7 protein-coding genes and 4 pseudogenes are annotated in these 12594 nt (G+C 41.9%); 2 read left to right on the forward strand and 9 right to left on the reverse strand.

Annotated features, from left to right (window positions below; genetic code table 11):
* Window positions 1-836 precede the first annotated feature (836 nt).
* Window positions 837-991 (reverse strand): annotated as a pseudogene (gene hxlR, locus CEF16_RS21425) (transcriptional activator HxlR); the annotation flags it as partial.
* A gap of 254 nt (window positions 992-1245) precedes the next feature.
* On the opposite strand from hxlR, the gene katG reads away from it, so the two are divergent.
* Entirely contained in the window at window positions 1246-3423 is a 2178-nt protein-coding gene (gene katG, locus CEF16_RS21430; RefSeq protein ID WP_096241780.1) for a catalase/peroxidase HPI, read from the forward strand.
* A 663-nt stretch (window positions 3424-4086) separates the two neighbouring features.
* The gene (locus CEF16_RS21440) at window positions 4087-4500 is read left to right on the forward strand and encodes a DoxX family protein (RefSeq protein ID WP_091588469.1); all 414 of its coding nucleotides are present in this window, start codon (window positions 4087-4089) and stop codon (window positions 4498-4500) included.
* 393 nt (window positions 4501-4893) lie between these two features.
* On the opposite strand, the gene CEF16_RS21445 is transcribed toward CEF16_RS21440, so the two are convergent.
* The 8 genes and pseudogenes from CEF16_RS21445 to CEF16_RS21480 all read right to left on the reverse strand — a co-directional run.
* Window positions 4894-5388, reverse strand: coding sequence for an SRPBCC domain-containing protein (locus CEF16_RS21445; RefSeq protein ID WP_091588470.1), 495 nt, complete (start codon window positions 5386-5388; stop codon window positions 4894-4896).
* A gap of 65 nt (window positions 5389-5453) precedes the next feature.
* Window positions 5454-5786 (reverse strand): ArsR/SmtB family transcription factor, encoded by a 333-nt coding sequence (locus CEF16_RS21450; protein ID WP_091588472.1) that lies wholly within the window; start codon window positions 5784-5786, stop codon window positions 5454-5456.
* A 452-nt stretch (window positions 5787-6238) separates the two neighbouring features.
* Window positions 6239-6973: a DUF899 family protein gene (locus CEF16_RS21455; RefSeq protein WP_091588474.1), complete on the reverse strand. Its 735-nt coding sequence runs from the start codon at window positions 6971-6973 to the stop codon at window positions 6239-6241.
* A gap of 362 nt (window positions 6974-7335) precedes the next feature.
* Window positions 7336-7944 carry a dihydrofolate reductase family protein gene (locus tag CEF16_RS21460; protein WP_096241781.1) on the reverse strand — a complete coding sequence of 203 codons (609 nt, stop codon included), beginning with the start codon at window positions 7942-7944 and terminating at the stop codon, window positions 7336-7338.
* Between the two features lie 75 nt (window positions 7945-8019).
* Window positions 8020-8979, reverse strand: a pseudogene (locus CEF16_RS21465) (sigma-70 family RNA polymerase sigma factor); the annotation flags it as partial.
* Between the two features lie 325 nt (window positions 8980-9304).
* Window positions 9305-9905 (reverse strand): annotated as a pseudogene (locus tag CEF16_RS21470) (GNAT family N-acetyltransferase).
* Between the two features lie 646 nt (window positions 9906-10551).
* Window positions 10552-11529 carry an alpha/beta hydrolase gene (locus CEF16_RS21475; RefSeq protein WP_211295888.1) on the reverse strand — a complete coding sequence of 326 codons (978 nt, stop codon included), beginning with the start codon at window positions 11527-11529 and terminating at the stop codon, window positions 10552-10554.
* Between the two features lie 322 nt (window positions 11530-11851).
* Window positions 11852-12002, reverse strand: a pseudogene (locus CEF16_RS21480) (DUF2200 family protein); the annotation flags it as partial.
* Window positions 12003-12594: the final 592 nt, after the last annotated feature.

Here is a 12594-nt window from a genome sequence, read left to right on the forward strand (position 1 = left end):
AATTTTTATTTTAAAATAGGAGATAAGGACCCTGTTACTTTCTTGGAAACGATTGATATTCATTGGACTACCAACCCTATAGCTTATTTCACATTAGACTTTTTCTCAAAGTTATTAGTAACTCTATTATTCATCTCTCTATCTTTATTTATGACGATTTTATTTAAGAATAGCTTCTCTCTGTTTATTACACTTATAGTGTTGGTATTATCACCTTTTACCGGCATATTACTGGATGAAAGTGTCTTGAAGTTTTCATTCTTTTATATGTCTGATCCTATTGTCGCTATTTCCACTAATGTGCAAAGTTATTATTTATATAGCCTTAAAAATTTAATTTATATTTTAATGTTCCTGTTAGTAAGTATAGCTGTAATGAGTAAAAGCAAAATTGGAGTGTGATCGAATGGAATTACTTTGGGGAGTTCCTATTGCTTTAGGATTATTTGGTTTAGTATGGCTTTTCAATCGTATTAATAACAAAGAATAGATAAGAGTAAATAAAGAAAATCATATATAAAAAGCAACGTACCGGTATTTAGTGCACTGCTTTTTATTACACATTATTTTTGTGTAATAGATTAAGGTATTCTCTACTTCTTTTATTTTCTGCATCAGTCAATCCGATGAATTCATTAATATCTAAAACATTTGGTATCACTATTACAAGCATACAAAAGACATTATAAAATTGGCTGATATACTTAATCGTTCAGCTCCAAATATCACTAAGCGTATGTTTTTCCATCATTCAATTGTATTATTTAGTGTATTACACTGCAACAACAAGAGAAAAAACGATTCATCCCACGATTAAAACCGTGGGCTTTCTCGCTTTCTGTAATGCCAGGGATCAACGATTTTAACTCACCAAATCGTTTGGTTCCCTCTTTCCCTAGATACCACAAATAAGCATCTTCCATTTACCACCAATCACTGAAAGCATCAATTCCTTTTCACAGTTAAACGTCTTATTACAATGATGTCCCATTCACTTTCCCCTCCCAATTTAATAGAAAATAGTGATTTTTTTTATACTATATAATAAAAAAGTGCGTACTTACAAATGGAATTTATAGATATTATAATGTGACTGAAGATTATGCAGCATTTTTCTATTATTTTAAGCAATAATTTATTATAATTATAATGTAATAATGAATATTTCCTGTAGTTTATAAGTTTACTACGTCAAAGGCATGTTCATTTATTGATTACTCAAAACAGAAAGGGGAACGTATAGCTATGAAAGACATTGAGAACATTGGAAAGTGCCCGGTCATGCATGGAAGTGCCACTAGTAATACCTCTACTGCTACTTCAAACAGAGACTGGTGGCCGAATCAGCTGAACTTGAATATTCTTCATCAGCATGACAAGAAGACAAATCCAATGGGAGAAGATTTTGATTATACAGAAGAATTTAAAAAGTTAGATTACGATGCGCTAAAAAAGGACCTTTATAATCTCATGACAGACAGTCAGGATTGGTGGCCTGCGGACTACGGACATTATGGTCCATTCTTTATCCGCATGTCCTGGCACGCAGCAGGTACGTATCGTCAAGGAGACGGCCGCGGTGGCGGAGGAAGCGGCTCGCAGCGTTTTGCTCCTCTTAACAGCTGGCCGGACAACGGCAACCTCGATAAGGCCCGCCGCCTGCTTTGGCCAATAAAACAGAAGTATGGCAATAAGATTTCCTGGGCCGACCTGCTCCTTCTCGCAGGGAATGTAGCGATTGAATCAATGGGCGGAAAGACCATAGGGTTTGGCGCAGGACGAGAAGACATCTGGCATCCGGAAGAAGATGTCAACTGGGGGCCTGAAACAGAATGGCTCGAGAATAATCGCTACTCCGGGGAGCGTGAGCTGGAGAATCCGCTTGCTGCCGTTCAAATGGGCTTAATCTATGTGAATCCGGAAGGTCCAGACGGTGAGCCGGATCCGGTCGGAAGCGGTCGTGATATCCGTGAAACCTTTAAACGTATGGGGATGAACGATGAAGAAACCGTGGCACTCACAGCCGGCGGTCATACATTCGGTAAGGCACACGGTGCAGGAGACCCCTCTCATGTTAGTGAAGAACCTGAAAGAGCTCCTATGGAAGCACAGGGGTTAGGCTGGATAAGTACATACGAATCCGGCAATGGTCCTCACACTATCACCAGTGGAATTGAAGGGGCCTGGACTCCTACGCCGACAAAATGGGATATGAGTTACTTTGATCTGCTGTTTGGATATGAATGGGAGCTGACGAAAAGCCCTGCCGGTGCCTATCAGTGGACTCCTGTAAATCCGGACGAGAAGTATTTTGCACCTGATCCAGAAAATGCAGCCAAACGCGTTCCAACGATGATGACTACGGCGGATATGGCCATGCGTATGGATCCGGCCTACGAAAAGATTTCCCGTCGCTTCCACGAAAATCCAGACGAGTTTGCCGATACCTTTGCCCGTGCATGGTTTAAGCTTTTGCACCGTGACATGGGTCCTCGTGATCGGTACCTTGGACCGGAAGTGCCGGAAGAAGAGTTCATCTGGCAGGACCCTGTCCCATCCGTTGATTATGAGTTAACCGATGCCGAAGTCGAAGAACTGAAAGCGAAGATCCTCGACTCCGAGCTTACAGTGAGCGAGCTCGTTACAACAGCGTGGGCTTCCGCTAGTACCTTCCGCGCCTCGGATAAGCGAGGTGGTGCGAATGGCGCCCGCATCCGTCTTGCTCCCCAGAAAGACTGGGAAGTGAATCAGCCGGAGCAGCTTTCGAAAGTATTAACTGTACTGGAAGGCGTGCAAAGTCAGCTGGATAAAAACGTCAGCCTGGCCGATTTGATTGTACTGGGCGGCAGTGCAGCCATCGAAAAAGCAGCAAGGGATGCAGGATTTGATGTAAAAGTGCCGTTTGCGCCCGGACGCGGCGATGCTGCACAAGAACAGACGGATGTAGAAAACTTTGAAGTGCTGGAGCCTTTCGCAGATGGGTTCCGCAACTATCAGAAGGAAGAGTATAGTGTCAGCCCAGAAGAACTCTTGATAGACAAGGCACAGCTGTTAAACCTGTCCGCCCCTGAAATGACGGTCCTGATTGGCGGCATGCGTGTTCTCGGGGCCAACTACGGCGGCACACAGCACGGCGTCTTTACAGATCGTGTCGGCACACTCACGAACGACTTCTTTGTGAACCTGCTTGACATGGGAATCGAGTGGAAGCCTGCAGATGGCGGAATTTACGAAGGACGTGACCGCCAGACAGGGGAAGTCACCCGTACCGCAACGAGAGTGGATCTTGTCTTCGGTTCCAACTCTGTTCTGCGTGCCCTTGCCGAAGTATATGCGCAAGCCGACAACCAAGAGAAGTTTGTCCATGACTTTATCGCTGCCTGGGTTAAGATAATGAATGCCGATCGTTTCGACCTTAATTAAAAGAGCTTTTAAAAGATTGAACTACCCCCACTTCCAAAAGAAACCCTCTTTTGCTGAAGTGGGGGATTCCTATAAACCGGCTTACCGGTCGATTATACATAGGCGAACCCTTCGACTCGATGGGTTGTTTTAGCGTTTTTATCGAGGTCGTGGTCGTAGTCCTCAGAAACACGTTTGTAATTTTACTATTGCTTGCTTAATAATTTTCCAGTTCAGCATTTCAATTATTTTAAATTACATCATAATGGAAACTTTTAAATTTTTCATACCAATAATTTAAAAAAATTCTTTATGAATAATATTTAAATCAGAAAATAAATACAATATAAGGTTGGTGTTCATATGAAAAATGGATACTAAAATTTTGAGTGCCCTTTCCGAACCTAACAGGCTACACATTGTTGAACTCCTTTGTAATGGTCCTCTCCCCGTAGGACAAATCGAGTAAATGCTTGGTTGGAACAATATCGTGAACTTTGGAAAGAAAATTTCGACAGCTTGGATCGTTATTTGCAGGAGTTGCAAAAGAAAAAGAGAAATAAACATAAGTGACAACAAACATTCAATACTACCCAAGAAGATTTTATGGTTCAATTTAATCTAAGAAAAAATAATTTTTGGGAGGAATGAAATGGCAGAAGGCCAAACAAGGAGGAACTCAAAATGAAGAAAATCAACATTACCTACTGGGTTTTTACGGGACTGTTGTCAGTATTAATGCTTATCGGTGCTATTCCTGATATCTTGTCTGCTCCCGAAGCAGTTGCTTTATTCAACCATTTAGGTTACCCTGCTTACCTTCTTCCCTTTATTGGGATTGCTAAATTATTAGGTGTAGTAGCGATCCTAATCCCTGGTTTTTGGCGAATTAAAGAATGGGCTTATGCCGGCTTTACATTTGATTTGACGGGCGCCATGTACTCAACCATATCTGTAGATGGCCTTACCAGTGGCTTGGTCGTTTTCTTCATCGGATACACGTTAATTGCTGGCTCCTATGTTTTCTATCATAGAAAACATAAAGAAGTTTTATTGAATCACACAACCAGTGGAGTACAAGAACACATAACCAATTAGATAGTCTCCTTGTGTATTAAAGAAAAACACTGATAATCGGTGTTTTTTCTTTTGGCTGAAGAAAGGTTTAATCATACTTCCTCATAAAATTCCATTCTTCTCTTATTCAAGAATAAAGACGCTTTTGTAGAAAAACTAAATCTTGAGTAAGTAAGGGACGATTACCTTTATTGGATAATCGTGCCCTTTTCTTGAATAAAGTACAAATGCTAAGGAGTGCTAAAAAATTGGCACTATGCCAAGTTACAGTTGCCTCTGATAAATGAGTATTCAGATTATCTGTAGATTTAACTTTCTGTTTAACTCGGACTAAAGGGTTTTAACCGGTCCCACCACATCATGTAACGAAAGAAACACCGCTAGATAGGCGGTGTTTTCTCGTTAAAACGTTTATTAATTGTGTACCTTTAACAGATAATCAGCTAATTGATCGAAGGTTCCTTCAAACCCCTTTTGTACCATCTCTTGTGATTCCTCGAAGGTCTTGATTTCTTCCTCAGTAGGGGAGACCGGAACACCAATCATTGTAAGTGTTGTTTTGCCATCATTCTCGATGAACGTCAAAATATTCTGAATTTCTAATGGCCAGTTAGCGTTAAAGGGAGCACGTACGATATTACCTTCCTCGTCAGAAAATGAATTGGTATAAACAAGTTTCTCTGGAGGTTCAATTTCATTATAAACAAATTTTCCCCACATAACGTGGCCATCTTGAGACTTCTGGCTGTAATGAAAGACACCATCTGGGCGGAGTTCTAGTTTAGTAACATCAATTGTCCATCCTTTCGGACCCCACCAGTTTAAAAGATGTTCCTTTTCGGTAAAAGCTTTAAACACAAGGTCACGTGGAGCATCGAAAGTACGAGTGATTTCAATTTTAGCAGACATTTTAATACCTCCAAAAGATTATTTTTCCATAGTCCAAATCGATCAATAAAATACTTTGGTTGCAGTCACTTATGTTTATTTCTCTTTTTCTTTTGCAACTCCTGCAAATAACGATCTAAATTATCGAATTGTTCTTCCCATAGTTCACGGTATTGATCCAACCAAGAATTTAATTCTTTGAAAGGCTCCGACCGTAGCTTATATATGCGGCGATTGGTTTCAGCATAAAATTCCACTATTCCTGCTTCATATAGCACGCGCAGATGTTTTGATGCTTGTGGCTGTCGTATGTCAAGCTGATCCGCAATTTCCCCTACAGTAAGAGAACCGTCACGAAGTAATTCTACAATGCGTAATCTACTGGGTTCGGCAAGAGCGCTTAGAATTTTAGTATTCATTTTTTCATTTTAACACCAACCTTTATTTTGAATTTATTCGTTAACTATAATATATCTAACTAGGAATATTCCTGTCAAGGAATATTGTAGAGTTTTTTATAAATTTATTCATGATTCCGATAATAAACATCAGGGGACATTAAACACCATGATTTATAGGTGCTTAATGTCCCCTAATATGACAAAACGAAACTGGATATTTGTGGTGTGTTTAGTTGGGTATATTCAAAATATCCTGACCTTTTCTGGCATAACTTACATTCAAGATAAACTATCTAATAACCTTCCTTACTCCATAATCTGGCCCTAAAATGAAAAACGGACGCATTTCCTTGTTCCGGAAATGCGCCCGATGATTGAATAAAATAACAGCCGGCTTTCATCACAAGTAGATAGTTATACCGGAGGGACCCCCTGGGTTACGGCTTTTTGACAATAGTGCAGAAGGTAGTCTAGGTGCCGAGATCGTCAGAGCGTCCGGCTGCCAGGCGGGACCACTGGGCGGTCGGGCGGCCGTCCATCTGAAACTGACCACCTTTTGAGCCCCAATGCTGCGGCCAACCCTCGGGTGAATCCTCCCAAAACTCCTTCCGACCGTAGACAGTCAGGTCCAGCAGTCCGTACGACGGTGCCATCCGTTCGTTGCCGCGGCCTGTGGTCCAGTAGGTCTCGTAGACTTTGTCGCCGTCCCGGAGATAACTGACCAGGATGCCGAAGTGCCGGTCAACGATCAACTGGTCCGCGGCGTCCTGGGGAACCGAGTACCAGGGAACCGTCCAGCCCATGAAGTCGCGATACCGCGAACTCTCCTCATACGGCCCCTCACAGAAAGTCGCGTAGCTGACGTCCCGCGAGTTCAGATAGGACAGCTCGTTGATATGGGTCGTGGAGAAGGTGCAGCCCTCGCACTGCTCCGCGGCGGGTCTGCCAGTGTGCCACATATGAAAGTAGGCGATCAACTGGTGGCGGCCCTCGAACGTCTCCAGCAGCGTGACCGGGCCATCCGGGCCGATCAGCGGGATACTCGAGTCCACCTCGACCATCGGCAGCCGCCGACGGGCTGCCGCAATTGCGTCACCTTCGCGAGTATGCGCCTTCTCTCGGAGCCGCAACACATCCAGTTTGGCCTGCCAGGTGGACCGATCGACCACTGGAGGCTGCTTAGAAGTGTTGTAATTTTGATTCATGTAATTATCCCCTCTCGTTATAGTTTACTTACACATCTATGTTCAGATCATGCGTAAATACAAATCCCAAATGGATAGACGGCACCACTACCAAGTCAACTTCACGGTCGCCGTTCACGTTTGTAGACATTTCCTTCGTCAAGGGACGATGAACCCCTGCCCGATGTTGAAGCGCTGATTCGCAAAAACATTTTGCCGATTCGACCCATTCGCCAAGGGCAGAAGAATACGCGCAAAATCCACTATAGATCAGCTGTTAGCTTCGTCTACAGAGTAGCATAATGCTGTGTTAACAGACGGTCCATTGCACTTTACCAACTGGGTAGCTGTTTGTGTTGACAGTAATGATCTGCCCGGTTGAGCTAAGCTTTAGCGGGTCTGTAGGTTACCAAGAGAGAACCCACCTTAAGTGTTTTGACGTCCACGAGATGGAATTCCTTCTGCTCCTTAAGATTGTCAAACAAATGCTCACCTACGTTGACCACAACCGGGTGCATGACTATCTGATATTCGTCAATAAGATTTGCATTTGCAAGTGTTCGCACGAGCGTTGGACTACCGAAAATAACAATGTCGCCACCGTCACCATTTTTTAAGTCCTTAATTTGTTCTTCTATATTACTGCCGGTCAATTGTTTTGGAGCTTCAAATTCTCCCCATTTTAGCTTGTCGAGCGGGCGGGCGCTTGTTACAACTAGTTTGTGGGCGTTGTTTATCTTATCACCCAGGCTTGAACCTCCATTGTCCCGTTTGGACCCTCGACTAGTCGGCCACTTTCTAGAGAGGTCTTCGTAGGTTCCGCGGCCAAGCAAAATGGTATCAGCTGTCTCGAAAATATTTAATAGATACTGAGAACCTTCCTCAATGCCAGCGCTATTTCTCCAGACCGCCCAGTTGGTTTTGTCCTCGCTTGGGTCGCCAGTGACAACTCCATTAAAAGTACTGTGAATGAATAGAATGATTTTACGCATGAACTATCGTCCTTTCTATCTTTGATAATCGTAATTTTGTTTCTCATTTATTTAGACGAAATTAGATTACGATATTCATCGGTGTATTTGTGCAGGAAGCCCAAATCGGGAAAATAATTTTGTATTAATGAAATTTTGGACGTGGTATATTTTCTTGTCCTTTATTTCAATAATGTGAATACCCCAGGGTACCAAGTAGGAGTCTTCACCGCTTAGCACATACTGTGCGAAAGCAGGATAACCCCCATTCGCCGTAATCGGCAAAAACCGGGAGCCCTCACAATGCCAGCGTGTAAGCGCAAAAAACTTGAACAAATCGTCTTTGCCGCGTACCCACATTGCGAAAGGCGGCATTGAAAGACGGCCTTCCTCATGAAACAAAGCTACCAGCGCATTGATATCAAATTGTTCAAACGCTTCCACATACCGTGAGAGCAATTCTTGATCGGGCTCGAGATCCATCAAGCTATATTCTTCAGAACGATGTTTCGAACGATCCATCGTCTCTCTGGCCCTTTGCAAGGCGCTGTTAACGGCTGCCGGCGACATTCTTAACGTTTCTGCAATCTGCTTAGAGGACCACTCGAATACGTCCTTCAAAAGGAGAACAGCACGTTGACGTGGAGGCAATGTTTGCAAGAGAGTTATAAAACACAGTTGAAGCGTATCTTTGCGAATGAGGATATCTTCCGGATTTTCCGAAAAGGCGGGAGCAGGCCAGACCCAGGATGAGTCAGGCAACGTTTCGCTGGGTGCGATAATAGATGTCGCGGGATCGGAAAAGTCAACGGGGCGAGTGCGGAGTTTCGTTTGTCTTAGCTTGTCCAGGCATAAGTTTGATGCAATACGATAAACCCATGTTTTGAATGAGGAATCCTGCCTGAATGAATGCCAACTTTGCCAAACACGAATAAAGGTTTCCTGAACAGCATCGTCTGCGTCATCGATGGATCCTAGCATTCTGTAACAGAACGATGTTAACTCAGGCTTTAAGTTCTCAAATAACTGAAGCTCTAATGCTGTTTCGTTCATCTTGGCCTCCTTTTGACGGGCAAAACACCCTTTTCACACACGCCCCAGAACAGATCGTCTCCATTTTATAAGCCACTTATTAGTCTTTAATAAAATGAGAAAGCACTACCTGAATAATGGGGGGAAACTTCCTCACGCATCTCTGAATATAACGGTAGCTTCGTCTACAGAGTAGCATAATTCGGTTCCCATGAATATTTTTTAAGCAGATATTCCATCCGCTTTGTTTGCTGTATGCTTTTTCCTTGCTTGCACAAAAAAACAAACCGCACAGGACTTTTTCCCATGCCGTTTCGGATTCCATTTTATTCCCGGTGGTGTCTTGGGCTTAACTTAATGACATTGCCCTAGGGGCTAACTTTTTTTCATAACATAAACATTCATGAACTCGCTTAAATGTATTTTTTATAGTGTTCGTGTCTTCCCCCACATAATGAGCAAAAGCTTCCACAGGCTGCAGGTTTGAAATTTCACTTTCCAAGACTCCGACCTCTTTGGCCCCCTCCATAAATACCTGCAAGTAAGAATCGACAGGGCGAAATCCATTTTTTTCATACCAATGATTGACCCACTTATCATCTCTCGTCCAGGCTTCAAGATAGGTTATCCCTTTGGCTTTAACTGTTTTTTCTGCTTCATTCAAAAGAAACTTGCCAATTCCCTTTCTTCGATGATCGGGATGGACAGCAATGTGCCAAATCATTCCACCTAACCCTCCACCTCTGGTACAAACCTTCTTCCGCTTCATATTCGATATCCAATAACCCAACAATTTGACCGTCGATCACTGTCACAAGTTCTATGGCTGGATTGTTGAATTTTTCTTTCTCTTGCAGCACGTGATCATAATAAGCTGTGTCTAAAAAGGAAAGCACTCTACATCGAATCCACCCTTTTTCATCTTTCTCTTCATACTGTCGAATTTCCATAATATTCTCCTCTGACATTTAATGATTAGAATCTTCTATACTTCTCTTTAAGTCCTTCTCTAATCAATAACTGTTCAATAGTTATAAAATGTTTAATAGTTAGTGTAAAGAACTGAATATTATTTGCATTTAAAAGGATTGCCACCAAGGCAATCCTTTTTTGTACAGCAGCGATTCTAGTAAAATATTATCCCACAATCTGGCCCATTTCAAAAAAAGAGAGCGCAAATCACCTATGAATCCAGTGATTGTTCTGGATGTGGCAAAAGGAAAAAGCCAAGTTCAAGCATTTTTATGTCTACCACCTACGGCAAACTATTGTGTTTAAAGATGGTGTAGTTTTTTTAGTTAAGCCCCAAAAAATCATAGTTTCTTTTGAGCCTTCTGTCGCTCCTTTTACAAAAGATTAAAATCCCCTCGATTTATTGCCTAAAAATAGCAACCGTTTGTGCAATTCCATGAAGTAAAATAATTGATCAATCTTGGATATTGGCTAAGAAGTTCTTAATAATCTGTTCATGCTTATCTTCATATTCCTAGTCAAGGTTCGCAACTTCCTATCGGTTGAAGTTGTTCCTCTACTGTTGCTCTAATTGTATTTAAATAGTAAGTATAATCATTAAAATGCTTTCCCCAGATGAAGGAATCATTTCAAAAATTCTTTGATCCGCTTCTCATAGTCCGTTCGATTTGTATTCCAGATTGCAGAATGCTCACCTTGTTTAGGCTCCCACAATGTCTTTGGCCCAGTATAGATGCCCTCTAAGTACTCCGTCTGGGTATAGGGCGTGTTATGATCGGCCTTACTGTGGATAAAGAAGATTGGTACGGAACTTGAGAGTCTCAGTGAGTTTTCTGGGCTACTCTGCCCATCAAATTTTCCGCGTATTTTTGTGAGTTGAATCAAATTGTTTACTGCCCAATCCGGAAGGGATTTGGACTCAGGTGCATCCATAATCAGCTGTTCGAAGCTGGAATATGGATTTTCGGCAATCACACTTTCAAGATCAGGCATTTCGGGCAAAGCAATCAAAATGGATGACGCACCCACAGAAGAACCCATCGCATATACCTTATCATATTGATCTTTTAGATAGTGGTAAGCCGATAACACGTCAGTCGATTCGCGTTCTCCGAATGACAGACCACTCGTTATACATGGGGCTTCTCCATGGCAGCTTAAATCGAAGGTAAGCACATCCATCCCCAGCCTATGATACATACCGATATATTTCGTTCCTTCACGCCTATCACTACCGCCAGCATGAACAAACATGATTGCACTATTCGAAGGTGGACCGCCGTTATCTTCAGCCCTAATTAACCAACCCGGCAGGACATAGCCATTCACAGAAAAGAACTTGACCTCCTGAAACGAATACTCCTTGGTTTGGCGCAAGTTGCCGCAAGATTCACCGAAGTATCGTTCCGTATCCGGGAGGCAGTGACTAAAATCTTTCGTTACTCCTTTGAACGATGGCGAAAGAAGCATATTACTTGAAACCCACAAACCCAAACTCATGGTTGCTACAAGTAAAATAACGGCGATTATTCCAATACGAATCAACAACTTGATCTTGAATCTCTTAGTCCATTTTGGAGGTATAGTACGATTAACTTCCAATCAAAAAACTCCTCTCATTATGATCTATCTCAAATCATAATCGATCGGAGCTACAAAAAATTGTATAAAACCGTCATTATGCTATAAACAAGAAAAGCCTGCTCCTGCACTAATTGAAAAGGACGGGATAACGTGGGGAATTGTACTTGGTTTATGAAATGCGCTTTCCATTCATAGAAACAAGACGAGTACTTTATTGAGCAATCCACCTTATACATGAAGATTTAAATTGTCTCTCTGAAGAATTATTGTCAATTCAACAAAAAACACCGATTCTTTTTATATTATACAAATGGAAGCAGTGTTTCTTCGTTTCTAACTATTATTTCCGTAAAATCTTCTCCATCGTTTTTTCCTTTGCTAACTCATCGGTCAGCTTATCTCAAATAGCGAATTTCCTGCATAGTTGGTTCTTCTATGTCTTCCACCCGTACACCGCAGACCACACCTTTGATCATTGTCCGTGAAGGATGTTTTTTGGACAATCTGGCTTTCTTCTTTCGCTACATCCAGACCGATGACTGGATTCATGTTTGTATCACTCCTCATTTTCCCATTTCGCCGGTACCTCTATCTCTCTCCCACTGGCCCGTTCGTTCTCCTCGGCTACTCATATTAAATCATGAAAAATGGCCAACCAGTAAATAACTGATTGACCTTATAATACGATATGGCCCTTTACACAAAGAATGTGCGCAATCCTTTACTGCAGAATTGCGCCCGTTTGTTGAAGATCGATATATAAGGATTTGGCTTCACGGTTACTACTGAAAGCCCCTTTACTTTAATAAAAAATTGCTATTTAAGAGTTTCTAACTCCTTAATCAAACTACTTACTATTATCTTTTTTAAGGAGAGATTGATATGTTTTTCTCATTCTTATTAGTGCTAAAGAATGCCCTAAAGAAACGATAACTAAAACTCCAATAACAACCAGAGACTCCAAAAATGTTCCGTTTGCCATAATACTTATAACTATGCCAATCACTACAGCAAAAGTAATACTTGGGATTATTAAAACACTTTTGTTAACAGCAAAATCTTTATTTTTAATGTATTTTAACG

It is taken from the genome of Alteribacillus bidgolensis, from assembly GCF_002886255.1.
Taxonomy (GTDB): Bacteria; Bacillota; Bacilli; order Bacillales; family Marinococcaceae; genus Alteribacillus; species Alteribacillus bidgolensis.